The organism is Streptomyces sp. NPDC059477 (assembly GCF_042749375.1).
Lineage (GTDB): Bacteria > Actinomycetota > Actinomycetes > Streptomycetales > Streptomycetaceae > Streptomyces.
Window position 1 is genome coordinate 1 of the sequence record NZ_JBHYUG010000083.1, and the last position, 25486, is coordinate 25486.

Genomic DNA, 25486 nt, shown 5'->3' on the forward strand with positions numbered 1-25486 from the left:
GAGGTGACGGCCTCGTTGAGGGTCGGGCGGCCGGCGGAGGGGGCGCGGTCGAGGGCGTCGGTGGACGCCGCGAGACAGGCCAGGACGTCGTTGCCGTCGACCGCTGCGCCGGGGAAGCCGAAGCCGGAGGCGCGCTGGGCGACCGGGACGCGGCTCTGCACGCTGTAGGGGGCGGAGATGGCCCACTGGTTGTTCTGGCAGAAGAACACCACGGGCAGGTTCTGCGCGGCGGCCCACAGGAACGCCTCATTGGTCTCGCCCTCGCTGAGCGCCCCGTCGCCGAGGAAGACCAGGACGGCGCTGTCACGGGTGGCGTCCCCGGTGCCGATCGCGTCGTCCCGGACCAGGCCCATGGCGTAGCCGACCGCGTGCAGGGTCTGGGCGCCGATGACCAGCGTGTAGAGGTGGAAGCGCCGTTCGTAGGGGTGCCAGCCGCCGAGGGTCGAGCCCCGGAAGAGGCCGAGCAGGGACACCGGGTCCAGGCCCCGGCACCAGGCCACGCCGTGTTCCCGGTAGGTCGGGAACACCATGTCGTGCTCCCGGAGGGCGTACGCGGCCCCGATCTGGGCGGCCTCCTGACCGCGCAGGGACGGCCACATGGCCAGCTCCCCCTGCCGCTGGAGCGCGATGGCCTCCGCGTCCAGACGGCGGGCGAGGGCCATGTCCCGGTAGAGGCCGGGCAGATCGGCCCCGCCGGGCAGGGCGAGCCGGTCATCGGGCGCGAGCACCCCCTCGGGCGACAGGAACCGGATCGGCCCCTGGGACTGTCCGGCGACTGCGCCGGGCTTGGCTGACTTACGTGGCATCGCGGCTCTCGTTTCGGCTACGGGGGTCGTGGCGGCGCTGATGTGGGGTCGTGGCGGCGCGGGTACGGGGATCGGGGCGGCGTCGGTCGATCGGCTACGTCGGGCAGGACGGGGCGGGTGACCGACCGACGCCGGATCAGGGGACCGCGGGGCGTGGGGGTCGCGCCGGGGAGTACGGGATCGGCCAGGGCGATCGGCACACCGGGGTGGTACAGGTCAGGTAGGTCGATCGCCCCGCCTGCCGCCCGGCCCAGACGCGTCGAAGCCCGGCACCCGACTCCGGCACCATCGCCCCCAGGGGCGCGGGGAACTGCGCGACCAGCCCCCACTGACCCGCACCCGCCCTGTCACACCAGGCCGGCTGCCCCGCGCGGCGAACTGACGCCCGGTGGCGGCCATCGCGGTGTCGTCCGAGACCAGCTCCAGCAGGTCGTACGCCTCACGGGACGGCAGTTCGCGTTCTGGTTTCACGGCGGCGCCCTCTCCTGATGCGCGGCCGGACCCCACCCGCGCACTCGTCCTTGTGGACGACAACACTCGGCAGAGCTGTGGCATCGTGCAATTAACCTGCACAGAAATTGACGCAGGCGCAAAAAGCACGAAGTCCGATCCAGGTCGCGCGCAAAAAAGCTGCGCCCGACGCTCCCGTGAGGTGGGTCCATGCCCGGTACCGAGCATGTCGACAGTGTCGACAGCATGATCATCGAGCTGCTGGTGCAGGACGGCCGGCGGACGGTCACGGAGATCGCCGAGCAGGTGAGTCTGTCCCCCTCCGCCGTGAAGCGCCGTATCGACCGGCTCGAACGGGTCGGGGTCATCGCGGGCTACACGGTCATCCTCGATCACAACAAACTCGGCTCCACCTTCGAGGCGTTCGTGGAACTCCGGTTCGCGGGGGACGTCAAGGTCGAGCTGATCACCAACGCCGCCACCAGTGTCCCGGAGGTGCTGGAGGTGTTCACGGTGGCCGGGGATCCCGACGCGCTGGTCCGGGTCCGGGTCTCCGGCGTCCAGCACCTGCGCGATGTCATCGACCGGCTACGCCGCGCGGGGCCGGTGATCGGCACCAAGACGCTGATGGTGCTGGGGATGTGGCGCCGGGACGGGTGAGGTTCGGCCGGGGGCCCCTCCGTAGCCCCGGCCCGGCGTCCCCGTCGTACAGAATTTGCCCAGTAGGCATATCAACTTGCCTCCTGGGTTGACTTCCCTGTGGTGTCCGGCGCACGCTGAGAGTGCCCCATCCGTATCGAACAGGGAGGCATGCGCTCATGTCCGTGTCGACTGACCGCGCCGGCGCCGACGCCACCGACCGCACCCGGAACACCGCGCGCACCGAGGACCGGGACAGCATCGGCGAGCTGGACATACCGCAGCTGGCGGACGCGCTGGACTCGGTGGAGGCCGAGCGGCAGCACCGCAAGGAGCAGCTCGCGATCGCCTTCCGGATCTTCGCGCGCTATGGCTTCGACGAAGGCATCGCCGGGCACATCACGGCCCGCGATCCCGAGCACCACGACCGGTTCTGGGTCAATCCGTACGCCGTGCACTTCTCCCGGATCAAGGCGAGCGATCTGCTGCTCATCGACGAGGAAGGCCGGGTGATCGAGGGCGACCGCCGTACCAACAAGGCCGCCTTCTGGATCCACTCCTCGATCCACCAGGCGCGACCCGACGTGGTGGCCGTCTGTCACGCCCACACGATCCACGGCCGGGCCTTCGCCTCGCTGAACAAGCCGCTCGACCCGATCGTCCAGGAGTCGTGCGCCTTCGCGGGCGACCATGTGCTCTTCGACGAGTACAAGGGCCTGGTGCTGGAGAAGGCCGAGGGCGAGCGGATCGCCGAGCGCCTCGGCGACGCGCGGGCGGCGATCCTGCGCCACCACGGGCTGCTCACCGTCGGGCGGTCGGTCGAGGAGGCGGCCTGGTGGTTCATCACCATGGAGCGGGCCTGCCAGATGCAGTTGCTGGCCGACGCGGCGGGCACGCCCCGGATCATGAGCGACGAGGAAGTCCGGCTGGCCCACCGGCAGTTCAGCAACGCCAACATGGCCCGGCACAACTTCAATCTGCTCGCCGAGCTGGTGGTGGAGGACGAGCCCGACGTCCTGAAGTGACCGACGTACCTGATTCCGCACCAGATGGAGACCGAAGCCATGTCCATTCGAAAAGTGAACCCCGAGTCGATCGCGCCCCCGGTCCAGGGCCTCTACACCCATGTGGCGATGGGGCGGGGCCAGTTCGTCGCGATCGCCGGGCAGGTCGCCCTCGACGCGGACGGGACACTGGTCGGCCCCGGTGACCACGAGGCACAGGCCGAGCAGGCGTTCCGTAATTTCAGGGCCGCGCTGGAGGCGGCCGGTGCGACCCCGGACGACCTGATCAAGAACACCATCCATGTGGTCGGCCACCGGCCGGAGCTGGTGGGTCCGATCTTCGCGGCCGGACAGCGGGCCTTCGACGGCGTCTGGCCGGTGTCGGCGAGCACCTTCCTCGGGGTGCAGACGCTGGGCCTGCCGGAATGGCTGATCGAGGTCGACGGCTTCGCCGTGGTGCCGGACTGAGACCGGCTCGGCGTCCTCGACCAGGACCCACCGTCTTCGGCGGACACCCACCGCCCTCGGCAAAGACCCACCGCCCTTGGCAAAGCCACACCGTCTCCACCGTCTCCGGCATAGACCCACCGTCTTCGACAAGTTCGGCAAAGGAGTCCCAGATGCCGCTTCTCCCCGGCGTGCAACGCCTCATCGACATGGCCTCGGACGGGCCCTCGCTGGCCGACCTCCCGGTCGAGGAGGCCCGCGCCCGCATGGACGCCCTCGCGGTCGGTTTCGGTCCGGGCGACCCCGTGGGCTCGACGGCCGACATCGGCATCCCGACCCGGTCGGGCCCCCTCGGCGCCCGCGTCCACCGCCCCGTCGGCGCCCCGGAACTGCCGCCCCTGCTGTACTTCCACGGCGGTGGCTGGTCGGTCGGCGGGCTCGCCACCGCCGACGCCCTGTGCCGCAAACTGACCGCGCGCACCCGGGGCATCGTGGTGAACGTGGACTACCGGCTGGCGCCCGAACACCCCCACCCCGCCGCCGTCGAGGACGCCCTCGCCGCGGCGGCCTGGCTGGACGGCGACACCGATCTGAACCCCGGCCGGCCGGGCATCCTGGTCGCCGGTGACAGCGCGGGCGGCAACCTCGCCGCGGTCGTCGCGCAGGCGTCACGCTCCACCGACGCCTTCACGGTCCGCGCCCAACTGCTGCTGTGCGCCGCGGTGGATCTCACCCACCGCCGGGGTTCGTACGTCGACTTCAAGGAGGGCTACTTCGTCTCCACCGACGAGTTCGAGCACTGGATCAGTCTGTACGCCCCGGGCCTGGACCTGACGGACCCCCGGCTGTCGCCCGGCGCCGCCCCCGAACTGGCGGGTACCCCGCCGGCGTTGGTGGTCACGGCCGAGTTCGACCCGCTCCGGGACGCCGGCGAGGACTACGCCCGCGCCCTGCGCGCGGCGGGGGTCGACGCCCCGCTGTTCCGGGTCGAGGGGCAGGTCCATGACTTCCCGGTGCTCGGCGACCTGATCCCGGAGGGGGACGCGGCCGTCGACGCCCTGGCCGAACGGTGGCGGACGCTGGTCGCCACCACCGCGTGAGATTTGCCAATTCAGCAACATGTTTTGCCTATGCGGCGTGTATGTTACGGGCATGGCGCACGAGAACGAGGTAGACACCTGGGTCGGTCACCGGCTGAGGGACCTGCGCAGTGAGCGCGGGATCACGCTGATGACGCTGTCCGAGCAGACGGGGATCTCCGTCACCCATCTCTCCCGCCTGGAGAAGGGCCACCGGCAGCCGTCGATCGGCAGCCTGCTCCAGATCGCCCGGGTCTACGGGCTCTCGGTGAGCGAGCTGATCCAGGAGCAGGAGCTGGAGGACTACCACCTCGTCCGCGCCGCCGACGCGCAGCAGCACCCCGGGCAGGACGGGCACTACACGGTGCTCAGCGGGCCGGGGTCCACCATCGCGGTCATCCGGGTCGAGGTGGAGCCCGGCAAGTCCATCAAGGACGCCCGGCACGCGGGCGAGGAGTGGCTGCATGTGCTGGCGGGCGAGGTGGTGTTCCGGCTCTCCGGCACGGACATCGTGCTGGGTGCCGGGGACTCCGTCCACTTCGACTCGTCGAAGGTGCACCGGCTGACCAACAAGAGCGAGCGGCCCGCGACGGTCCTGGTCGCCTCGACGGCGGCCACGATGCCGATGCACCACCCGGTCCCGTCACCGAAGCCCCGGCGCTGACCGGGGCCGTTCCGGTCAGCCGAGGGCGAGCAGTTCGCGGGCCAGCGACTGCGGGCGCACCAGCACCTCGGCGTGGGCGGCCTCGGGCAGGGTCACCAGCCGGAAGCCGCGTTCGACGGCGGTGGCGGCGGTGTCGTTGAAGAACTCCTGCGCCGCACAGTGGATGTAGGTGACGGGTTTGCCCGCCAGGGCCTCCTCGCTGCCGGACAGCAGCGGTTCGGCGTGGGTGAGGCGCGGCATGGGGGCCAGATGGCGCTCCAGCCAGGTCGCGCCGTCCTCGTCGGCGCCCAGTGCGCGCGGGTCGAGCGGGGCGACCTCCCAGTCCGCGCCGTCCACGGGCGGCACGAAGGCGTCCGCGAGCCAGGGCAGCATGCTGAAGGCGGACTCGCCGCTGGTGGGCGCGAAGGCGTCGACGTAGACGACCTGCCCGACCCGCTCCGGGGCCAGGGCCGCGACGCCGGTGATCACCATGCCGCCGTAGCTGTGGCCCACCAGGATCACGCCGGTGAGGTCCTCGGCGGCCAGCAGCTCGGCGATCTCCCGGGCGTTGGCGTTGACCCCGGTCTCCGCGCCGGACGGATCGCGCTTGTCGGCGAAGCCGGTGAGGGTCGGGGTCACCACACGGTGGCCCGCCTCCTGGAGAAGGGGCCGCAGACGGTCCCAGACCCAGCCTCCGCCCCAGGAACCATGAATCAGCACGAACGTCGCCATCTTGCTCTTCCTCCTGCGGGTCGCGGGTCCCGCGGACCGGATGCACCGAGCACCACGAGCCCTGCGGACCTGATGAACACAGCATCAAGGGAGCACGTCATCAGGTCAACCCATGAGGCGATTTCATTTGCCCAACAGGCAAATACCGGTGATACGCCGACTGCTCGAACCGATCCCGTCCGGCCAGGGATCCTTCGGCGCGCGCCGAAGAATTCCCGCCCTACCGTCGGGTCCCATGAACACCTTGACGCCGGGCGGCGTGCCCGCCGACACCTCCACGGACCACCTGACCATCACGCCGAGCATCCTGTACTTCGGAACACCGGTCGTGCTGCTCTCCACGGAGAACGAGGACGGCTCCGCCAATCTCGCGCCGATGTCCTCGGCCTGGGCCCTGGGCCAGGTGGTCGTCCTGGGCCTGGGGATCGAGGGGCAGACCGCGCGCAATCTGCGCGGCCGGCCCGAGCTGGTGATCAACCTGCCCGCGCCGGATCAGTGGACCGCGGTGGAACGGCTCGCGCCGCTCACCGGGTGCTCTCCCGTGCCCGTGCGCAAGCGGGACGGCTTCCGGTTCGAGCGGGACAAGTTCGCGGCTGCGGGCCTGAGTCCCGAGCCCTCCGCGCTGGTCCGGCCGCCCCGGGTCGCCGCCTGCCCCCTGCAACTGGAGGCCCGTGCCGCCCGGGTCCAGCCCGATGTCTCCGGCGAGTTCCTCATCGTCGAGGCCCAGGTGCTCAGGGTCCACGCCGACCCGCGCATCGTCGTCCCCGGCTCCCAGCACATCGACCCGGCCCGGTGGAGCCCGCTGATCTACAACTTCCGCCACTACTACGGCCTCGGCTCCGAACTGGGCCACAGTTTCCGTTCCCGGACACCCCGCTGACGCCACCCGCACCCCACAGCGGGACCGACTTCCCCGCCCCACAGGTGAAGGGCCCCCGGCATGCAGCCGAAGGCCCTCACCTCACCTCACCTCACCGGTGTCTCCGGTCCGTCATCAGCTCAGCGGCTGAATCCGCAGGTCGCGGTAGCGGACCTTGTTGCCGTGGTCCTGGAGGCGGATCGCGCCGGTCGAGGCGCCCTCCGGGATGCTCCCGCCGGTCGGGCCGGTGATGGCCACGTTGTCGTGGACCTTGACGCCGTTCCAGACCAGGGTCACCCGGGCGTCCTCCGTCTTGTTGCCCGCGCTGTCGAAACGGGCGGCGCGGAACGTGAGGTCGTAGGACTGCCAGGTCTCCGGGGCCTTCGCGGCGTTGTGGTCGGCCGCCTTCTGGTTGTAGATGGCGGCGGCGTCGTTCGCGGCGAGCTTCGGTACACCGAAGGAGTCCAGGACCTGGATCTCGTAGCGCTCCTGGAGGTAGACGCCGCTGTTGCCGCGGTCCTGGCCAGTCACATGGTCCGGGAGCTTGGGGACCTTGAACTCGACGTGGAGCTTGTAGTCGCCGAAGGACTGCTTGGTGCGGATGTCGCCGCAGCAGACCTCGATGGCGTCCTGCTCGGCCCGCGGCCAGGCCACCGCGCGGCCGTCGGTGTGCTGCCACTGGGACAGGGTGCCGCCGTCGAACAGGTCGATCCACTCGCCGGGCCGGCTGAGCTGGAGCATGTCGAGGTTGACATGGCCGTCGTCACCCTCGTCGTAGCGGTAGCTGATGGTGTTCGTGCCCCCGCGCAGGCTCAGCCGCTCGGTCTTGGTGGCCCAGGTGGTCCAGCCGCCGGTCGATGGCAGGGCGGTCTGGCGGACCTTCTCGCCATTGACGTAGACGCTGATCTTCTTGGTGCCGTTGAAGGGGTGCGGGCCGTTGGCGTAGCGCAGTCCGACGTCGTACGTGCCCTTCTTGGGGGTGTCGACGTGGAAGGTGACACCGGCGCCCTGGGTGCCGAAGCGTTCGACGAAGCCCCCGCCGGAATGACCCTGGTGCTCCTTGGTGACACCGGCCCCGCCGGACAGCTTGGCCTCCTCCGCCTCGTAGGAGGTGGGGGTGGAGCGGTCGCCGGGGATCGCGTTGAGGGTGTACCAGGCCTCCGTGCTCCACAGGGCCTCGCCGCTGGCGGCGGCGAAGGGGCGCGGGGAGCGGACATGGACCACGCGGTCGGCGGTCAGGCCCGGGATGTCCAGGGTGACCTGGGTGCGGTCCCTGGAAACGACGGCCCTGGACACGCTCAGCGCCTCCTCGTCGATCTTGGGGCCGCCGTACTCGGGCGTGGGCGAGTAGCGCCACTGCCGGACCTCGTAGCTCTGGGCGAGGTTCTGGGCGATCCGGTCGATGGTGGCCTGGGACAGCGGCTTGGTGTACTTCAGGACGAAGCCGTCGTCGGTGGCCCGCATGGAGTGGATGTCGAAGGCGCTGGTGCCGTTCGGGGTGAGCTTCTGGAGGCCGAAGCGGAGCTTGCCCTCCTGGCCCCAGTTGCCCTCGGCGCCCAGGCCGCCCGCGTAGAGCGCGCCGTCGGGGCCGACGCTGATCCGGTTGACCCCGGCCTCCAGGCCCTGGGTGTGCCGGAAGACCGCGCCCTGGTACTCGCCGTCGACCTTCTCCAGACTGGCGCGCTGGAGTCCGCCGTAGGTGACATCACCGAGGAGCAACTGCCCGGCGAAGGGGCCCTTCTTCAGGGTGAGGGGCGTGCTGGGCGAGTTGGCGATCTCGTTCTGCGGCAGCCACAGCACCGGCTTGGTCGCCGGACGGTCGTCGAAGCGGCCGTCGACCGTGTTCTCGCCGTCCTTGAAGCGGGTGTAGTGATTGAAGAAACGATCCTTCTTCACATGGACCAGCTTCGACGCGGGCAGCCAGCCACCTTGGTTGTCGGTGACGAAGAGTTCCTTGCCGGGGCCCCAGCCGATGCCGTTGGGGGTGCGCAGACCGCCCGCGAGGTAGGTGACCTTGCCGGTGCGCTTGTCGACCTTGAGGGTGGTGCCCCGGTCCTTCGCGGGCTGCGGGTCGGTGGTGGCGCCGCCGTAGTTGATGGCCACGGAGAGGTTGAGGTAGAAGCTGCCCTTGTCGTAGAGCAGGCCGAAGGCGAACTCGTGGAAGTTGCCGCCGTAGGGCCAGGACGCGATCTTGCGGTAGGTGTCGGTCACCTCGTCGCGGTCGGTGTCGTTCAACTCGGTGAGCTGGTGCTTCTCCGACACATACAGCTTGCCGTCGACGTACTTGATGCCCATGGGCTCACGCAGCCCGGAGGCGATCTTCTTCGCGGTGACCTTCTCGGGGCCGGTGGCGCCGGTGACGTTGTCGAGGAGGTAGACCTCGCCGTTGGTGGTCTGGCTCTCGCCCCAGGTGGCCACGGCGAGGCGCCCGTCGGGCAGCCAGTCCATCGCGGAGACCTTGGGCTCGAAACCGGCCGGGCGCAGATCGGTCAGGGTGTAGTTCGGGTGGACGCCCGCCAGCGGAAGGCCGTCGCCGGGGCTGTCCTGGCCGCTGACGCACTCCTTGCGGCCGGGGGCGGTGACCCGGACCACGCCCGCGTCGGTGCTCAGCGCGGTGCCGGGCACCACGGTGAAGTCGGTGGCGCCGGGCGGCTTCCACTGGAGGGTTATCTGCTGGCCGCCGCCCGCCTCGAAGTGCTCGATGCGCAGGGGGTGCAGCCCGGCGGTCAGCTGGGCGCTGCCGTCCTTGGGGTCGGCGCCGTGCAGCCCGTCGTGGTCGATGACCAGTTTGTCGTCCAGGAGCAGCCGGGAGCCGTCGTCGCTGATCAGCCGGAAGTCGTAGGTGCCGTCCCGGGGCACGTCGAGATAGCCGATGACATGGGTCATGAAGTTGCTCGCCATGCCGAAGTCGGCGTCGGACGACCAGTCGATGACCGGCATCAGCTTGTCGACGTTGGGGGTCTGGCCCTCCTTCAGCTCGCAGAGCTTCTTGAGCGGCGCCTGTACGTCGAAGACGCGCAGGGTGACCCCGGGTTCCTGGGGCGGGATGTCGGCGGCGGCAGCGGCGCGGTCGGGTGTGTCGGCGACGGCGGGCGCAAAGCTGCCCGCGACGAGCAGGGCGAGCACCACGCTCGCGGTGCGTCTGGAGAACTGGCGGTACCGCCCGGGTCTCGGCCCGGGTCCTGGCCCTGGTCTCACATTTCCTCCTGGCGCTCGGGGTGCGGAAGGGGGGCAACTCGCCGAGACACTAGGGACTTTCCACCGCACGGTCCATACTTCGTCCACAGAGAGTCAAAAGTTTTTTCACAGAAAGCGGAAGAAGCGAGGATTCCGGTTCAACCGGGCCACGGCCGCCAACTCCCGCCCCAGCAGTTGGCCTTACGTCGTACGGGGATACGATTTGGTCGGCGTCGTAGGCAGCGGGGCCCGGGTGGGATCCGGGAACCGCACGGCGTCCGGCGAGCATCGGTACAGGCGCGGACCGGCGCACCAGCGGCGCGGACGCACGGGGGCACACGGGGTGCACCGGACACGATGCAAAAGGCGGGGACCGTGGCGTATGGAAGAGCCCGGCCGGGGTGGGGAGCCCTGGCCGTGTGCGGCATGCTGCTGGCCGGTTGTACGGACGACGGCGGCGGCGACGGGGCCGGAACTGGGACCAAGGGCGGGAATCCGTCGGGCGGTGGGGTGACTGTCGCCTCGCCGGAGGCCCCTTCCTCGCCGTCGGCGGAGCCACAGCGGAGGGAGACGGACCCGGAACTCCAGCCCGGCACGGAGGCCGAGGCGAAGGCGCTGATCGGGAAAGTGATCGCGGGGCCGGACCTGTTTCCCCCCGAGGCCCGGCAGGCCACGCCGTACGAGAGCGATCCGAGCCGCTGGGCGGTGCTGGGGCGGGACTGCGTCTGGCAGCGCGAGCCGCTGCCGGACGACGTACTGGCCACGCTGACCCGGCACTTCGAGGTGCCCGCGGACGACGGCAAGGGTCTGGTGCGGATCTCGGCGACCGTGACCGTGCACCGGACGTCCGAGGACGCCGGGTGGGAGCAGGCGGGGATGCTGGAGGAGTCGGTGGACTGCGGCGAGCAGGTCCTCCAGGACGGTGAGCGGCTCACCGGGCTGATCACGCTCGCCTCCAAGTGGGGCGAGGGCAACAACCGGTTCAGCGAGGACTCGCTGATCGAGACCGGGCAGTGCGTGAGCGAGGCGCACGGCGGGCCGTACCCCTACTGGTGGTCGCAGGCCACCTTCGGGCCGGTGACGGCGGCGACATCGGTGTGCGGCGGACGCGGCTACGACGACCGGTCGTTGCAGCCGATCGTCGAGAGGGCGCTGCCGTGGATGCTGCTGCGGGCGCAGGAGCAGGTCGGGCGTCCCGTGGAGGGCAAGGCGGGATCGGCGTCGCCCGGTGGCACGCCGTCGGGGGCGGACTCGGGGGCGGCCACCGGAGAGGACTCCGGGGCGGAGTCCGGCGCGGACTCGGGTGCGAAATCCGGTACGGACGCCGCAGCCGCCGCCGGTTCCGGTACGGACTCCGCTGTCGGCGTCGGCTTCGGTGCCGACTCCGGCGCTGGGTCCGGCGCCGACTCCGGTGTGAAGGAGGGTTCGTGATGGAGCGGCTGCTTCCCTCCGATCCGTCCCGGCTCGGCACCTACCGGCTGCTCGGCCGGCTGGGCGCGGGCGGCATGGGTGTGGTGTATCTGGCGCGGGCCGGGAACGGCGGTCTGGCCGCGGTGAAGGTGATCCAGCCCGAGTTCGCCGAGGAGCACGAGTTCCGGGCCCGCTTCCGGCGTGAGGTCGCCTCGGCGTGGCAGGTGCGCAGCCCGTGGGTGGTGCCGGTGCTGGGCGCGGACACGGAGGCCGCGTCGCCATGGCTGGCGACGGGGTTCGTGCCGGGCCCGTCGCTGGCGGAGGCGGTGCAGGCGTGCGGTCCGCTGCCGGTGCGGGCGGTGCGGGTGCTGGGCAAGGTGCTGGCGCGGGCGCTGGCCGCGGTGCACACCGCGCACCTGGTGCACCGGGACGTCAAGCCCGGCAATGTGCTGCTCGCCCTGGACGGGCCCCGGCTCATCGACTTCGGTATCGCCCGTTCCACGGCCGCCGAGGCGACCGAACTCACCTCGGCCGGGGTCATGGTGGGCACGCCCGGCTTCCTCTCCCCCGAGCAGGCGCGGGCGCGGGACGTGGGCGCGCCCAGCGATGTCTTCTCGCTGGCCTGTGTCCTGGTCCACTCCGCCACCGGCCGCCTGCCGTTCGGTACGGGCGCGGTGGACGCGCTGCTGTACCGCACGGTCCATGACGCGCCCGACCTCACCGGCGTCACCGATGACGGGCTGCGGGACCTGCTCGGGCACTGTCTGGCCAAGGATCCCGCCGGTCGGCCCACCGCGGCGGACGTGGACCGGGCGCTGGTCGAGGACGCCCCGGAGGGGGCCGTCGACTGGCTGCCCGACCCGGTGGTGACCCTGATCGCCGAGCGGTCGCACGCGCTGCTGGCGCTGCCCGGCATCGAAGCCACCCTGGTCCCCGACACCCTCGCGCCCGAGCGGGCCCGGCCCGGACGGCGCCGGTTCCTGACACTGGCCGCGGGCGGCGCGGCCGTACTGGCGGCGGGCGGCGGGACCGCCCTGTGGGCGGCGCTGCGGGACGAGGGCGACGGCACGTCCGGGCAGCCCGACGCGGCGCAGCGGGTCATCGGCGTGCACGCGGACCTCAGCGGCCCGCAGCAGGCGGTCGGTGTCGCGCAGGAGCGGGCCGCGCGGCTGGCCGTGGACGAGTTCAACGCCCAGCGGGACAAGCCGTTCACGCTGGTCCTCGACGTGGTGGACGACAAGGGCGAGGCGGCGCGGGCCACGGCGGCGGCCCGGCGGCTGACGGGCAGGCAGGAGGTGCTCGCCGTGCTGGGCCCGACCGGCTACGCGTCGGCGGAGCATTCCATGGCGGTGTACGAGAGTGCGCGGCTGCCGGTGATGACGGTGTCCGAGCTGTCGCTGTCCGCGTCGCAGGCCGCGCTGGTCGCCTCGCCCAAGTGGTACTTCCGGGCGGCGGCGCTGGCGCCGTACACCGCGTACGGCACGGTGCTGGCCATGGCGGCGCGGGGGTCGAAGAAGCCGGGGCTGCTGATCGACCGCGCGAGCGGGATCAGCGGCTATGAGCTGACCACGCTCGCCAAGGGCGCGGCCGGCGGTCTCTCGCTGGACCTGTACACACGGGTCGTGCCGGACTTCGCGGACCCGGCGTCGGTGGTGCCCGACCTGATCGAGAACGGTATCGACGGGCTGTTCTACACCGGCACCCCCGAGCGCGCCGCGTCGGTGGCCCGCGCCCTGGCCGAACGGGACTTCGACGGGCCCCGGTTCGTCGACACGGGCTCGGCGACGGACACCTTCACCAAGGCGGCGGGTCCGGCCGCCGAGGGCTGGCAGGCGGTCAGCCCGCACATCGATCCGGCGGCTCCCGAGGTGGCCCCTTTCGCCGCCGCCTACCGCGAGCGTCACGGCACCGCGCCACCGGCCTCGGCGGCGGAGGCGTACGACGCCATCCGCCTGCTCGCCAACCGGATCGCCTCGCTGGACGGCGGCGGTGGCCGGGAGGAGCTGGCGGACGCGCTCGCGGCATCGCGGTACCAGGGGCTGGCGGGGCTGTACGCGTTCGACGACGCGCACCGGCGTGAGGTCGCACAGGTCCATCTCCGCGTGGTGAACGACGGCGGATTCGGCTACGTCGACGTGATCGAACTGCCGACGTGACCGCATTGCCGACGTGACCGCGCGCTGCCTCCGTGATCGACCCGCCGACCTGACCCGCGCCCCGCCCGCGCCGGGCCCGGAGCACCCCCGCCGGACCCGGCACCGTACGACCGCTTCCCGAACGCACCGCGAGGAACGACGAATGCGCGCACTACGGCCCGAGGACCCGGAGACCCTGGGCGGGCACCGGCTGCTCGCCCGGCTCGGCACGGGCGGCATGGGCACGGTCTATCTGGCCCGCGCCGCCGACGGGGCGCCCGTCGCCCTGAAGGTGATCCGGGCCGAGTACGCCGCCGATCCGGCGTTCCGGGCCCGGTTCCGCCGTGAGGTGCGCCTCGCGGGCGGGCTGTCCGGGCGCTGGGTGGTGCCGGTGACGGCGGCCGACACCGAGGCCGCCGCGCCCTGGCTCGCGACCGCGTTCGTGGCGGGCCCGTCGCTGGCCGAGGCGGTGTCGGGGACCGGCGCGCTGCCCGGCCGTACGGTCGCCGTCCTCGGGGCGCGGCTGGCGCGGGCGCTGGCCGAGGTGCACGCGGCGGGCCTGGTGCACCGGGACGTCAAGCCGGGCAACATCCTGCTCGCCCTGGACGGCCCCCGGCTGATCGACTTCGGGATCGCGCAGGGCGCGGGCGTGACCGCGCTCACCGCCCCGGACGCGGTGATCGGCACCCCCGGCTATCTCGCCCCGGAGCAGGCGCGCGCCTCGGCGGGCGAGGTGGCGGCGCCCAGCGATGTCTTCGCGCTCGGCTGCGTGCTGGCGTACGCGGCGACCGGGCGGCGGCCGTTCGGCACCGGCGATCCGAGCGCGGTGCTGTACCGCACGGTCCACGAGGAGCCGGATCTCGTCGGGCTCGACGCGGTACTGACGCCGGACCTGGCGGCCGTCGTCACCGCGTGTCTGCGCAAGGCGCCCTGGGAGCGGCCCACAGCGGCCCAGCTCGGGGAGGTGTGCGAACGGGCGGCGGGCGAAGGGGCGGCGGGAGGCCGACCGGCGGCCGATTGGGGGGCGGGCGGCGGTTCATATGGTCCGGTCGAGGGGTCGTACGGCCCGGCCGACGGATCGTACGGCCCGCCGGAGGACGGAGACGGGGCCGGGCCCGGCTCCCCCGCCTGGCTGCCGCCGGAGGTCGTCCGGCTGGTCGCCGACCGTTCCGCGCGGGCGCTGGACCCGCCGCCGCGGCCGGTGGCCGCCATGCCCGAGGTGCTCCCCGAGGACACCCGGGACCGGCCCCCGACCCGGCGCCGGGCCCTGCTGATCGGCGGCTCGGCGCTGGCGGTGGTCGCCGCGTCCGGTGCCGCCGCGGCCGTGCTGCTGGTCCGGCGCGACCCGTCGACGCAGGGCGCGCCGCCGCAGGTGCCGACCCGCACGCTGGCCTTCCAGGGGGATCTCTCGGGCGCGCAGCAGGACATCGGCACGGCCCAGGAGCGTGCGGCGCGGCTCGCGGTCGCCGACCACAACGCCCGTGAGGGCATCGCCTTCCGCCTCGCGCTGTCGGTGCACGACGACGGGGGCGAGACCGGGCGGGCGGCGACCCTCGCCCGGACCCTGGCGGACGACCCCGATGTGTGCGCGGTGATCGGGCCGACCGGTCCCGGCACCACCAAGGCCGCCGCGCCGCTGTACCAGGCGGCGTCGATGCCGCTGGTGCTGGTGTCGGCGGACCCCGACGAGGCGGGCCTGTCCCCCACGACGACCCGCAACCTGGTGGTGACCAGGGCCCCGGGGTCGTACCGCACGCTCCCGCTGGTCAGCTATCTGACCAAGGTGCGCGACAGCCACCGTACGGCTGTCGTCGAGGACGGGGACGCGGGCGCGATGGCACGGGACGTGAGCCAGAACTTCCGGGACACGGCGCCCAACGGGGACGATGGCGGGACGGTCTCCGTGCATCAGGTGGCCGCCGGTGCGGACGACTTCGGACCCGCCGTGCGGGAGGCGCTGGCGGCCGACGCGCAGGCGGTGGTCTACGCCGGGACCTCGGCGGCCCGCGCGGCGTCCTGTGCGCGGGCGCTCACCGAGGCCGGGTTCACGGGCGCCCGTGTGGGCTTCGAACCCGCGATGCGGCAGGAGTTCCTGGACGCGGCGGGCGACGCGGCCGACGGCTGGGTGTTCGGGGCGTCCTTCACCGAGGTGCGGTCGGTGGACACCGAGGCGGCCCGGGCGTTCACGGCCGCGTATCGCGAACGGTACGGGGCGCCGCCGGGCCGCTGGGCGGTGGAGGCGTACGACGCGGTGGGGCTGCTCGGCCGCGCGCTCGACGCGTTCGGCTCCCGCGCCTCGGTCGAGCCGGGCGAGGTGGCCGAGCGGGTGTTCGTGACGTCGTACGAAGGGGTCGCCAAGCCGCTCGGTTTCACGCGGGACGGGGGGCATCTGCTCCAGTTGGAGCGGTCGTCGTTTCTCTACCGGGCCGAGGGCGGACAATTCCGCTTCCTGGGGCGGTTCGACCAGGTGACGGCGGACAGCGAGTAGCGGGCGGTCCGCTCAGGTGATGCCTCGGACCGACTGGCCGGTGCGGGCAACCTTTTGATGTCATTGCGCGTTCCACCGGGGGTGGGGCCAGCCCCCGGGGAAAGCCGGGGGATGCCCGCACAGCGGGAAAATGCACTGGCGGCCTAGCGTTCGCACATGCGGACGACAACGCGTATGCACCTGGCCATCGCCGGGGCGGTCACTCTGGTCTGCGGCGCGGCAGCCCTGCCCGCCGCAGCGACCGAACCGGCGGAGCGGGCCGAACCGGCAGAACGGGCAGAACAGGCGGAGCGGGCCGAACCGGCGGGCTTGACCCGGTACTACTCCCAGCCCATCGACTGGCACACCTGCTCCCTGGGCCCCGACGATGACACCGGGCAGCAGCTCGACGCGGCGGGCGCCCGGTGCGCCGACCTCACCGTGCCGCTCGACTACACGGACCCAGGCGGGCGGACCCTCACCCTCGCCGTCTCCCGGCTGGCCGCCTCCCACCCCGGGGAGCGGGTGGGCCCGCTGCTGCTGAACAACGGCGGTCCCGGCGGGGCCGGTCTGGAGATGCCGCTGACCGTCGGACAGGCGATGGGCGAGGTGGCGGACAAGTACGACCTGATCGGCGTCGACCCCCGGTTCGTGGGCCGTTCGACGCCGCTGGACTGCGGCTGGGACGTCGGTTCGGCCGTCTTCTCGGCGGGCTCGGACCGGGCCGCGTTCCAGGAGTCGGTCTCTTTCCAGCGCGACCTTGCCGAGCGATGCGAGCGCACCAACGGGGAGGTGCTGCCGTACATCACCACCCGCAACACCGCCCGGGACATGGATGTGGTGCGGGCCGCGCTGGGGGCGCCTCGGATCTCCTACCTCGGCTATTCGTACGGCAGTTACCTCGGCCAGGTCTATGCGCAGCTGTTCCCCGGCCGTACCGACCGGATGGTGCTCGACGGGGTGTTGTCCACCAGCCAGTACACGCAGACCCTGCTGGCGGGCAACGAGTCGCTCAACGAGCAGGCGTTGCGCGCCTGGGCCGGCTGGGCGGCCGACCGGAACGCGACCTATGGTCTGGGTGCCACCCGGGCGCGGGTGCTGGCGACGGTGGACCGGATTCTGCGGGCGGCGGCCGAGGAGCCGTTGCGGATCGGGGACTTCACTCTCGATCAGCATTTCGCGCCCGTCGTGTTCTTCGTCGGGCTGGGCAGTGATCTGGACGAGAACCGGGACGCGCTGGCCACGATGGCGAAGACCCTGGCCCGGGCGGCCGACCGCGAGCCCGATGTCCGCCCGGACGCACTGCTGACCGAGGTCCTCACCTTCCTGACCACCGGGCAGAACGCACAGGCGGCGAGCGCGCAGCTGGCGATCATCTGCGGGGATGTCGCCGAGCGGCGCGGGGTCGGCAGCTACTGGAAGGCCGTCCAGTCGGCCCGCGCGACCGCCCCGTTCGCCGGTCCGCTGGCCAACAACATCTCCCCGTGCGAGTTCTGGGACACCCCGGTGGAACCACCGACGGTGATCGACAACAATGTCCCGGCGCTGCTGGTGAACGCCACCGGGGACACCCGGACCCGCTACACCGGCGCGCAGGAGGTGCGCACCCGGTGGCCCGCCTCCCGGCTGGTCACCGTGGCCGGTGCCCGCCAGCACGGGATCTTCGGCGAGTACGGCAACACCTGCGCCGACCGGCAGGTCAACGCCTATCTGGACACGGGGCGGCTGCCCGCGCGGGATGTGACCTGCTGGAAGTAGCCGGGCGAGGAAGAGAAAAGGGGCGGACCCGAGTCGGTCCGCCCCCTTCCTCTTCCTCACACAGGCCGGTCAGGCGCCGACGTACTGTGCAAGGTGCTCCCCGGTGAGGGTGGCGCGGCCGGTGACCAGGTCGGCGGGGGTGCCCTCGAAGACGATCTTTCCGCCGTCGTGGCCCGCGCCGGGGCCGAGGTCGATGATCCAGTCCGCGTGGGCCATGACCGCCTGGTGGTGCTCGATCACGATGACGGACTTCCCGGACTCGACCAGCCGGTCGAGCAGGCCGAGGAGATGGTCGACGTCGGCGAGATGCAGACCGGTGGTCGGCTCGTCCAGGACGTAGACCCCGCCCTTCTCCGCCATGTGCACGGCCAGCTTCAGCCGCTGGCGCTCACCGCCGGACAGGGTGGTGAGCGGCTGGCCGAGGGTGAGATAGCCGAGCCCGACGTCCGCGAGCCGCTCCAGGATCTTGTGCGCGGCGGGCGTGGCGGCCTCGCCCTCGGCGAAGAACCGCTCGGCCTCGGCCACCGGCATGCCCAGCACCTCGCTGATGTCCTTGCCACCGAGCCGGTACTCCAGTACGGCGGCCTGGAACCGCTTGCCGTCACAGTCCTCGCAGGTGCTGGCGACGCTCTGCATGATCGCCAGGTCGGTGTAGACGACCCCGGCGCCGTTGCAAGTGGGGCAGGCGCCCTCCGAGTTGGCGCTGAACAGGGCCGGTTTGACGCCGTTGGCCTTGGCGAACGCCTTGCGGATGGGCTCCAGCAACCCGGTGTAGGTGGCCGGGTTGCTGCGCCGGGAGCCGCGGATCGGGCTCTGGTCGACGGAGACCACGCCCTCGTCCGCCGGGATCGACCCGTGGACCAGGGAACTCTTGCCGGACCCGGCGACTCCGGTGATCACGCACAGCACGCCGAGCGGGATGTCCGCGTCGACGTCCTGGAGGTTGTTGGCGCTCGCGCCGCGGATCTCCAGAGTGCCCTTGGGTTCGCGGACGGTCTCCTTGAGCGTGGCCCGGTCGTCCAGGTGCCGCCCGGTGACCGTGCCGCTGGCGCGCAGTCCTTCGAGCGTGCCCTCGAAGCAGACGGTGCCGCCGCCCGTACCGGCGCCGGGGCCGAGGTCCACGACATGGTCGGCGATGGCTATCGTCTCCGGCTTGTGCTCCACCACCAGCACGGTGTTGCCCTTGTCGCGGAGCCGCAGCAGCAGGTCGTTCATCCGCTGGATGTCGTGCGGGTGCAGGCCGATGGTCGGCTCGTCGAAGACGTAGGTGACATCGGTGAGGGAGGAGCCGAGATGGCGGATCATCTTGACGCGCTGGGCCTCGCCGCCGGAGAGGGTGCCGGCCGGCCGGTCCAGGGAGAGATAGCCGAGGCCGATCTCCTCGAACGAGTCGAAGGTGTGCTGGAGCTTGGCGAGCAGCGGGGCGACCGACGGCTCGTCCAGCTCACGGATCCATCCGGCGAGGTCGCGGATCTCCATCGCGCAGGCGTCGGCGATGTTGATGCCCTTGATCCTGGAGGAGCGGGCCGCCGCGGCGAGCCGGGTGCCGCCGCAGTCGGGACAGTCGGTGAAGGTGACCGCGCGCTCCACGAACGCGCGGATGTGCGGCTGCATCGCCTCCTTGTCCTTGGACAGGAAGGACTTCTGGATCTTGGGGATCAGGCCCTCATAGGTGAGGTTGACCCCGTTGACCTTGACCTTGGTCGGCTCGCGGTACAGGAAGTCCTGCGTCTCCTGTGCGGTGAACTCGCGGATCGGCTTCTTCGGGTCGAGGAAGCCGGACTCGGCGTAGACCCCGACGGTCCAGACGTTGTCCGACTTCCAGCCCGGGATGGTGAAGGCGCCCTCGGAGATCGACTTCTCGTCGTCGTAGAGCTGGGTGAGGTCGATGTCGGAGACCTTGCCGCGGCCCTCGCAGTTCGGGCACATGCCGCCGGTGCGGGAGAAGGTGGCCTTCTCGGCCTTCTTGTTGTTGCCGCGCTCGACGGTGATCGCGCCGCTCGCCTTGACCGAGGGCACGTTGAAGGCGAAGGCGCCGGGACCGCCGATGTGCGGGTCACCGAGCCGGCTGAAGAGGATGCGGAGCATCGCGTTGGCGTCGGTGGCGGTGCCGACCGTGGAGCGCGGGTCGCCGCCCATGCGCTGCTGGTCGACGGTGATGGCCGTGGTCAGACCGTCGAGGACATCGACCTCGGGCCGGGCCAGGTTCGGCATGAAGCCCTGTACGAAGGCGCTGTACGTCTCGTTGATCAGCCGCTGCGACTCCGCCGCGATCGTGTCGAACACCAGCGAGCTCTTGCCCGAGCCGGAGACCCCGGTGAACACCGTCAGCCGGCGCTTGGGGATCTCGATGGTGACGTCTTTCAGGTTGTTCTCGCGCGCGCCGTGCACCCGGATCAGGTCGTGGCTGTCGGCGGCGTGCGGCTCGGGCGACTGCGGGTCCGTCCTCTTGGCCATGGTCTTCTGCTTCTCCAAGCGGTCTTGATCGGTTCTGTGCTGCCTGACGTCGCCTTCGCCGTCCCCCTCCGGCGCCGCCTGTGTGACTCCGGCCGTCTCCGCCTCGCTCCCGCGTCAGGCTGTCCCGGGCCGGTAGGTCAGGTTAACCGTCGCGGGTCGGTACGTCGTGGGCTCGGCAGCCCTGAAGCCGGGGCTCAGCGCTTCTCCTGGATCCGGATCATGTTGCCCGCGGGGTCGCGGAAGGCGCAGTCGCGGACGCCGTACGGCTGGTCGGTCGGTTCCTGGACCACTTCGGCGCCGGCCTGGAGCCGGTCGAAGGTGGCGTCGACGTCACGGGTGGCGAGGAGCAGGCTGGCGTAGGTGCCCTTGGCCATCATCTCGGTGATGACCCGCTTCTCGTCCTCGGTGACGCCCGGGTCGGCGCCCGGCGGGAACAGCACGACGCTGATCTCCGGCTGGTCGGCGGGGCCGACCGTGATCCAGCGCATCCCCTCGTAACCGACGTCGTTACGGACCTCGAAGCCGAGGGTGTCACGGTAGAAGGCCAGGGCCTTCTCCGGGTCGTCGTGGGGCAGGAAACTGGCGTGAATGCTGATGTCCATGGCCCTCACGCTAGCCTCGGGCCGAAAGGGGCGCTTCTCGATTCCTGACGGGTCGCGTGACCTGCTTGGCCACGCACGACGGTATCCCCGCCGTCGCCGTCTCCCCCTCCCGCCGGTACACACTCGGCGGCACCCCGACCAGCTCCGTGAACCGTGTGCTGAAGGTGCCGAGCGAGGAGCAGCCCACGGCGAAACACACCTCGGTGACACTGAGGTCGCCCCGGCGCAGCAACGCCATCGCCCGCTCGATCCGGCGGGTCATGAGATAGCTGTACGGCGACTCGCCGTAGGCCCGGCGGAACGCGCGGCTCAGATGCCCGGCCGACATGTGCGCGCCGCGCGCGAGGGCTTCGACATCGAGCGGCTGGGCGTACTCCCGGTCTATCCGGTCCTTGACGCGCCGCAAGCGCGCGAGGTCCCGCAAGGACTGATCCGGGGCGGGTCGACTACTCATGTCCGAAATACTACGTCCGGGCACTGACACTCCCCCTGACCTGCATGTTTATGGCCCAGCGAGCGACGCGAAAAAATATGCCTCGTGAGTCGGCGGCCGACGGGGTAGGCTCCCCGGCGATGATGACTCACTCCCAGAACAGATCGGGGGACCCGTCCGCGCAAGGTGAGTGCTGATGCTCACTTCCGCCACGGACGACGACTCCCGGGTTTCCTTCTGGCCGCGCGTGCGCGAGTTCGCCGTGCCGGCCTCCATGATCGAGAGAGCGACCGCCCGGCGTACGGCCGGGGACTGGGCGGGAGCATGTGCCGCCGCCGGGATCGAGGTCGACCTCCATGTACGATCCCTGGCCCGCGCCCACGGGCAGCAGCTGGCCACCCAACTCCGCGCGGATCTGCGGCACTTGGCGCCCGATCTGCTGCGCTGGCACCTGCCGAGGATCGCTCCCTACGGGCTGCTCAGACCCGGCCTGACCATCGCCCTCGCCCGGTACGGGGCCGCCGCGCGGGACGGCACCTCCGCGCTGTATCTCGTGGCCCGGACCGTGCCCGCCTGGGCCGACGCGGGTCAGCGGATCAGCCTCGCGGTATGGGACGGCTCGGGCGGCGACCCCCCAGGTCAGCGGTACTCCCATCCGCACCCTCATCCCCACCCCCACCCAAGATTCCGGTTCGATCTGCATCGGCATCTCTGGGATGTGCGCAGGGTGGGTGAGCTGTCGGCCCGGTCGACGGCACCTGGGTGGTCCGGTCCGGGTGGGCCGGCTCCCGGTCCGGTTCCGTACGCCGATCTCCTGCGGTCCGTCCCGGACGGGCATCGGCTCGCCGTTTGGCGATGGGCCGAGGAGGCGCGTCTGCTGCTGAGGGCGGATGGGGTGGCCGACGGTCCGGTCCTCGTGCGCGCGGGCAGCAGGCATCGGTTCCTGGTGGCGCCGGACGGGACGATCACCCCGGCGGGCGCCGCTCGCGGCGGGCCCGTGCTGCCGGACGCGGCGACCTGGGTGCTGCCCGATCTCGAACTGCTCCGCGCGGGTGCCATTGACGGGGACCGGCTCCATCCGCTGGTCGCCGCCGCGCTCGTACCGGCACGACACTTTTCGCCAACTGTTGTGCCTGATAAGGGTGTTGGGCCAAGGTTGGTGGAGTGCCGGGGTGCGATGCATCGGATCGGGCTGGCCGGTGGTGTGCTCGCGGCGCTGGACCACGGTCCGGACGAGATCCGGCGCGAGGAGTTGCTGGCCGAGCTGACCGGCACACCGCTGCCCTGTCTCCAGGCCATCGACCGGGCGCATCGTCACCCCGACTGCCTCGCCGACATCCAGGAGCGGCTGCGCCACGGTGACACCGGCGGGGCACTGACGGTCGTGGAGAACCTGCTGGGTCCCGGAGCGCTGCTGCGGGACGGCGCGCTCCGCGAGGCGCTGGAGAGCGCGGCCCGGCAGCGGGTCACGTACGGGCTGTTCCGGGCGGGCATGAGTCACCCACGGTCGCCCTGGCGGGAGCGATCGCGTCCGCTTCCGCCGTCCGGCCGCCGCAGCCGGCCCCGGCACGCACTTCTGCGCTGACCCCGCGCACTTCCCTCACCGACCCTCACGGTCCACCGCCGGGTGCGTCCGCGCCCCGTCACGCACACCCTCACTGACCCTGGCTCACTCCCCCCTGACCGACCTCCGCAGTCCACCGCCGGACGCCTCCGTGCCCGGCACGAACAAAAGCCTGGTGACGCCCTATGACGCTTCCTGCCCTGTCCGCGCCCGCCGCTCAGCTCGACGTGGCCGATGAACTGCTGGCCCTGCTGGCCGATACGACCACCGAAGCGCGGCCCGACACACAGTTGGAGGCCCTGACCCTGGCGGTGGCCGCCGATCTGCCCGTGCTGCTGTGGGGTGAGCCGGGGATCGGCAAGACGGCGGCGCTTACCCGACTGGCCGAGGCCCTGGACCTTCCCCTGACCACCGTCATCGCCAGCGTGCACGAGCCGTCGGACTTCTCCGGGCTGCCCGTCGTCGGGGACGACCCGGCCGAGCAGGGCGTCCCGATGGCCCCGCCGGACTGGGCGGTGCGGCTGGTGCGGGCAGGCCGGGGACTGCTGTTCCTGGACGAGCTGTCCACCGCCCCGCCCGCCGTCCAGGCCGCGTTGCTGCGGCTGGTGCTGGAACGGCGGGTCGGCGCGCTGCGGCTGCCGCCCGCCGTACGGATCGTGGCCGCCGCCAATCCGCGGGCCTCGGCGGCCGACGGCTGGGAACTGAGCGCACCCCTGGCCAACCGGTTCGTGCATCTCCAGTGGACCCATGACCACGAGGTGGTCGTCCGGGGGCTGGGCGGCACCTGGCCCCGGGCCACCCTGCCCAGGCTCGACCCCGGACGGCTGCCGGAGGCCGTCGGCTTCGCCCGGCGCGCGGTGTGCGGGCTGCTGAGCGCGCGGCCCGGCCTGGTGCACCGGCTGCCCAACAGCGAGACCCGGCGCGGCGGTGCCTGGCCGTCGCCGCGCAGCTGGGACATGATCCTGCGGCTGATCGCCTTCGCCACCGCGGCCGGTTCCTCGCGGGATGTGCTCTCCCTGCTGGTCCGGGGAACGGTCGGCGACGGTCCGGGACTGGAACTGCTGGCCGCCGTCGACCGTATGGACCTCCCCGACCCCGAGTCACTCCTGGCCGACCCGGCGCACGCCGAGCTGCCCGCGCGCGGCGATCTGCGTCAGGCGGTGCTCGACGGAGTGGTCGAGGCGGTGCGCAACCGCCCGGACCGGGAACGCTGGGACGCCGCCTGGACGCTACTCGTCCGGGCCCTGGACACCGGCGCCCCGGATCTGATCGTCGTACCGGCGTCGACGCTCGCCTCGCTGCGGCAGCAGGACTGGGACGTACCGCCGCAGATCGAGGGGCTCGCGGGGGTGGTGACCCTGTCCCGGCAGGCGGACCGGGTACGGGACCGGGTCGAGGCCGCGGGGAAGGCGGGCCGATGACGACGCGACGACCCGTGACGCCGACCGCGACACCGGCCGCGACAACGCTGGCCGCTCCCGCCCCCGGCCGTCCGTCGGCCCACCATCGCGACCCGGACCACGACCCGGACCTCAGCCTCGATCGCGGCCCCGACCTCGGCCTCGATCTCGAAAAGCTCTACACCGCGCGACTGCACGCCGCCCGCGTCCGGCCGTATCTCGCCACGGCGTTGTTCGCGCTGCATGTCGTCGCCTCGCGGCAGGTGCCGACGATGGGGGTCGACCGGTACTGGCGGTGCTATGTGTCCCCGGCGTTCGTGGACCGTACTCCGGTGGAGGAGCTGGCCGGGGTGTGGGTCCACGAGGTGTCGCATCTGCTCCGGGACCATCACGGGCGCGGTGACCGGATCGCCCGGCAGCGCGGGCTGACCGGCCCCGGCGACCGGCTGCGGATGAACATCGCGGCGGACCTGGAGATCAACGACGATGTGTACGGCGACGGGCTGACCGAGCCCGAGGGCGCCGTCGTACCGAAGGCCCTGGCGCTCGACGAGGGCCTGCTGATGGAGGACTACCTCCGGCTGTTCCGGCTCGGTCCGCACGCGCAGGGGTTCGTGTGGCTGGACTGCGGCAGTGGCGCGGACGGGCTCGACCGGGAGTGGGAACTCGGGCCCGGCGGGGCGCACGCACTGAGCGCGCAGGAGCGGGACGCGGTGCGGTTCCGGGTGGCGCGGGGCATCACCGGACGGCCCGGCGACACGCCCGAGCGATGGCGGCGGTGGGCCGAGGAGGCGTTCCAGCCGCCGCAGCCATGGCGGGAACTGCTGGGCGCGGCGATCCGCTCGGCGGCCTCGGGCAGTGGTGCCGGGGAGGATTACTCGTACGGCCGCCCCTCGCGGCGCTCATCCGGGCTGCCCGGCGTCGTCCTGCCGAGTCTGCGGCGCAGACCGCCCCGGGTCTGCGTGGTCATCGACACGTCCGGGTCGGTCAGCGACACGGAACTCGGCGGCGCGCTGCGGGAGGTCGCCGAGATCTGCCGGGCCGTGGGCGGGCGGCGCGAGTTGGTCAGCGTGGTGCCGTGCGACGCGTCGGCGGGGGTGACCCAACGGCTGTGCCGGGCGGAGGGGATCGCGCTGACGGGCGGGGGCGGCACGGATCTGCGGGCGGGGTTCGCCACGGCGCTGCGGGCGCGGCCCCGGCCGGATGTGATCGTGGCCCTGACCGATGGCCAGACGCCCTGGCCGGAATCGCGCCCGCCCTGCCGCACGGTCATCGGCCTCTTTCCCCGGCTGCGGCGGGGCGCCGACGAATCCGACCCCGACTATGTACCGGCGGGGCCGCCGGAGTGGGCACGGGTGGTGGAGATCGTGACGGACGGGTGAGCGTCACGTCCGGGCCGTCTCATGGCGTCCGGTGACGTCCCG

Annotated in this window: 19 protein-coding genes; 13 read left to right on the plus strand and 6 right to left on the minus strand. The window is 72.0% G+C overall.

Annotated features, from left to right (window positions below):
- The coding region (locus tag ACFXAZ_RS30550; protein ID WP_384597759.1) for a thiamine pyrophosphate-dependent enzyme at positions 1 to 806 on the minus strand (806 nt) is incomplete at its 3' end.
- Between the two features lie 660 nt (positions 807 to 1466).
- On the opposite strand from ACFXAZ_RS30550, the gene ACFXAZ_RS30555 reads away from it, so the two are divergent.
- The 5 genes from ACFXAZ_RS30555 (at position 1467) to ACFXAZ_RS30575 (ending at position 5089) form a co-directional block, all read left to right on the plus strand.
- Positions 1467 to 1916: an Lrp/AsnC family transcriptional regulator gene (locus tag ACFXAZ_RS30555; protein ID WP_384597761.1), complete on the plus strand. Its 450-nt coding sequence runs from the start codon at positions 1467 to 1469 to the stop codon at positions 1914 to 1916.
- 158 nt (positions 1917 to 2074) lie between these two features.
- Complete coding sequence (locus tag ACFXAZ_RS30560) at positions 2075 to 2920, plus strand: class II aldolase/adducin family protein (protein WP_384597763.1); 846 nt, start codon at positions 2075 to 2077, stop codon at positions 2918 to 2920.
- Between the two features lie 39 nt (positions 2921 to 2959).
- Positions 2960 to 3367, plus strand: coding sequence for a RidA family protein (locus ACFXAZ_RS30565; protein ID WP_384597765.1), 408 nt, complete (start codon positions 2960 to 2962; stop codon positions 3365 to 3367).
- A gap of 152 nt (positions 3368 to 3519) precedes the next feature.
- Positions 3520 to 4446 carry an alpha/beta hydrolase gene (locus ACFXAZ_RS30570; protein ID WP_384597767.1) on the plus strand — a complete coding sequence of 309 codons (927 nt, stop codon included), beginning with the start codon at positions 3520 to 3522 and terminating at the stop codon, positions 4444 to 4446.
- A 52-nt stretch (positions 4447 to 4498) separates the two neighbouring features.
- A complete protein-coding gene (locus ACFXAZ_RS30575) occupies positions 4499 to 5089 on the plus strand; it encodes a cupin domain-containing protein (protein ID WP_384597769.1) in 591 nt (196 codons plus the stop codon).
- Positions 5090 to 5104: 15 nt separating this feature from the next.
- Here the strand turns inward: ACFXAZ_RS30575 and ACFXAZ_RS30580 are convergent, their stop codons facing one another.
- A complete protein-coding gene (locus ACFXAZ_RS30580) occupies positions 5105 to 5800 on the minus strand; it encodes an alpha/beta fold hydrolase (protein WP_384597771.1) in 696 nt (231 codons plus the stop codon).
- A 235-nt stretch (positions 5801 to 6035) separates the two neighbouring features.
- Here ACFXAZ_RS30580 and ACFXAZ_RS30585 point away from each other — a divergent pair, with 235 nt between their 5' ends.
- On the plus strand, positions 6036 to 6680 hold the full coding sequence (locus tag ACFXAZ_RS30585) for a flavin reductase family protein (protein ID WP_384597773.1): 645 nt from the start codon (positions 6036 to 6038) through the stop codon (positions 6678 to 6680).
- Positions 6681 to 6794: 114 nt separating this feature from the next.
- On the opposite strand, the gene ACFXAZ_RS30590 is transcribed toward ACFXAZ_RS30585, so the two are convergent.
- Positions 6795 to 9788: a family 16 glycoside hydrolase gene (locus tag ACFXAZ_RS30590; RefSeq protein WP_384597775.1), complete on the minus strand. Its 2994-nt coding sequence runs from the start codon at positions 9786 to 9788 to the stop codon at positions 6795 to 6797.
- 423 nt (positions 9789 to 10211) lie between these two features.
- Here ACFXAZ_RS30590 and ACFXAZ_RS30595 point away from each other — a divergent pair, with 423 nt between their 5' ends.
- The 4 genes from ACFXAZ_RS30595 to ACFXAZ_RS30610 all read left to right on the plus strand — a co-directional run bounded on the left by ACFXAZ_RS30595 (position 10212) and on the right by ACFXAZ_RS30610 (position 17606).
- Positions 10212 to 11267, plus strand: coding sequence for a hypothetical protein (locus tag ACFXAZ_RS30595; RefSeq protein WP_384597777.1), 1056 nt, complete (start codon positions 10212 to 10214; stop codon positions 11265 to 11267).
- Positions 11267 to 13402, plus strand: coding sequence for a bifunctional serine/threonine-protein kinase/ABC transporter substrate-binding protein (locus ACFXAZ_RS30600; RefSeq protein ID WP_384597779.1), 2136 nt, complete (start codon positions 11267 to 11269; stop codon positions 13400 to 13402). Before ACFXAZ_RS30595 ends, ACFXAZ_RS30600 begins: the two co-directional genes overlap by 1 nt.
- A 142-nt stretch (positions 13403 to 13544) precedes the next feature.
- Positions 13545 to 15869: a bifunctional serine/threonine-protein kinase/ABC transporter substrate-binding protein gene (locus ACFXAZ_RS30605; RefSeq protein WP_384597781.1), complete on the plus strand. Its 2325-nt coding sequence runs from the start codon at positions 13545 to 13547 to the stop codon at positions 15867 to 15869.
- Between the two features lie 156 nt (positions 15870 to 16025).
- A complete protein-coding gene (locus ACFXAZ_RS30610) occupies positions 16026 to 17606 on the plus strand; it encodes an alpha/beta hydrolase (protein ID WP_384597783.1) in 1581 nt (526 codons plus the stop codon).
- A 69-nt stretch (positions 17607 to 17675) separates the two neighbouring features.
- Here the strand turns inward: ACFXAZ_RS30610 and ACFXAZ_RS30615 are convergent, their stop codons facing one another.
- From ACFXAZ_RS30615 to ACFXAZ_RS30625, 3 genes are all read right to left on the minus strand, one after another.
- Positions 17676 to 20063, minus strand: a complete 2388-nt coding sequence (locus tag ACFXAZ_RS30615; RefSeq protein ID WP_384597785.1) for an ATP-binding cassette domain-containing protein — start codon at positions 20061 to 20063, stop codon at positions 17676 to 17678.
- A gap of 194 nt (positions 20064 to 20257) precedes the next feature.
- Positions 20258 to 20665: a VOC family protein gene (locus tag ACFXAZ_RS30620; RefSeq protein WP_384597787.1), complete on the minus strand. Its 408-nt coding sequence runs from the start codon at positions 20663 to 20665 to the stop codon at positions 20258 to 20260.
- 10 nt (positions 20666 to 20675) lie between these two features.
- On the minus strand, positions 20676 to 21119 hold the full coding sequence (locus ACFXAZ_RS30625) for a helix-turn-helix transcriptional regulator (protein WP_384597789.1): 444 nt from the start codon (positions 21117 to 21119) through the stop codon (positions 20676 to 20678).
- 175 nt (positions 21120 to 21294) lie between these two features.
- Between ACFXAZ_RS30625 and ACFXAZ_RS30630 the strand changes: the two genes are divergently transcribed.
- The 3 genes from ACFXAZ_RS30630 to ACFXAZ_RS30640 all read left to right on the plus strand — a co-directional run bounded on the left by ACFXAZ_RS30630 (position 21295) and on the right by ACFXAZ_RS30640 (position 25444).
- Positions 21295 to 22683, plus strand: coding sequence for a hypothetical protein (locus ACFXAZ_RS30630; RefSeq protein WP_384597791.1), 1389 nt, complete (start codon positions 21295 to 21297; stop codon positions 22681 to 22683).
- A 164-nt stretch (positions 22684 to 22847) separates the two neighbouring features.
- Entirely contained in the window at positions 22848 to 24083 is a 1236-nt protein-coding gene (locus tag ACFXAZ_RS30635) for an AAA family ATPase (RefSeq protein ID WP_384597792.1), read from the plus strand.
- The gene (locus tag ACFXAZ_RS30640; RefSeq protein ID WP_384597794.1) at positions 24080 to 25444 is read left to right on the plus strand and encodes a VWA-like domain-containing protein; all 1365 of its coding nucleotides are present in this window, start codon (positions 24080 to 24082) and stop codon (positions 25442 to 25444) included. Before ACFXAZ_RS30635 ends, ACFXAZ_RS30640 begins: the two co-directional genes overlap by 4 nt.
- Positions 25445 to 25486: the final 42 nt, after the last annotated feature.

What these genes read in the sequence shown, in the direction of transcription:
- ACFXAZ_RS30560 (WP_384597763.1), top strand. Translation starts at nt 2,075, where the DNA reads ATGTCCGTGTCGACTGACCGCGCCGGCGCCGACGCCACCGACCGCACC.
- ACFXAZ_RS30635 (WP_384597792.1), top strand. Translation starts at nt 22,848, where the DNA reads ATGACGCTTCCTGCCCTGTCCGCGCCCGCCGCTCAGCTCGACGTGGCC.
- ACFXAZ_RS30625 (WP_384597789.1), bottom strand. Translation starts at nt 21,119, where the DNA reads ATGAGTAGTCGACCCGCCCCGGATCAGTCCTTGCGGGACCTCGCGCGC.
- ACFXAZ_RS30600 (WP_384597779.1), top strand. Translation starts at nt 11,267, where the DNA reads ATGGAGCGGCTGCTTCCCTCCGATCCGTCCCGGCTCGGCACCTACCGG.
- ACFXAZ_RS30580 (WP_384597771.1), bottom strand. Translation starts at nt 5,800, where the DNA reads ATGGCGACGTTCGTGCTGATTCATGGTTCCTGGGGCGGAGGCTGGGTC.
- ACFXAZ_RS30640 (WP_384597794.1), top strand. Translation starts at nt 24,080, where the DNA reads ATGACGACGCGACGACCCGTGACGCCGACCGCGACACCGGCCGCGACA.
- ACFXAZ_RS30565 (WP_384597765.1), top strand. Translation starts at nt 2,960, where the DNA reads ATGTCCATTCGAAAAGTGAACCCCGAGTCGATCGCGCCCCCGGTCCAG.
- ACFXAZ_RS30605 (WP_384597781.1), top strand. Translation starts at nt 13,545, where the DNA reads ATGCGCGCACTACGGCCCGAGGACCCGGAGACCCTGGGCGGGCACCGG.
- ACFXAZ_RS30630 (WP_384597791.1), top strand. Translation starts at nt 21,295, where the DNA reads ATGCTCACTTCCGCCACGGACGACGACTCCCGGGTTTCCTTCTGGCCG.
- ACFXAZ_RS30620 (WP_384597787.1), bottom strand. Translation starts at nt 20,665, where the DNA reads ATGGACATCAGCATTCACGCCAGTTTCCTGCCCCACGACGACCCGGAG.
- ACFXAZ_RS30615 (WP_384597785.1), bottom strand. Translation starts at nt 20,063, where the DNA reads ATGGCCAAGAGGACGGACCCGCAGTCGCCCGAGCCGCACGCCGCCGAC.
- ACFXAZ_RS30610 (WP_384597783.1), top strand. Translation starts at nt 16,026, where the DNA reads ATGCGGACGACAACGCGTATGCACCTGGCCATCGCCGGGGCGGTCACT.
- ACFXAZ_RS30570 (WP_384597767.1), top strand. Translation starts at nt 3,520, where the DNA reads ATGCCGCTTCTCCCCGGCGTGCAACGCCTCATCGACATGGCCTCGGAC.
- ACFXAZ_RS30555 (WP_384597761.1), top strand. Translation starts at nt 1,467, where the DNA reads ATGCCCGGTACCGAGCATGTCGACAGTGTCGACAGCATGATCATCGAG.
- ACFXAZ_RS30575 (WP_384597769.1), top strand. Translation starts at nt 4,499, where the DNA reads ATGGCGCACGAGAACGAGGTAGACACCTGGGTCGGTCACCGGCTGAGG.
- ACFXAZ_RS30585 (WP_384597773.1), top strand. Translation starts at nt 6,036, where the DNA reads ATGAACACCTTGACGCCGGGCGGCGTGCCCGCCGACACCTCCACGGAC.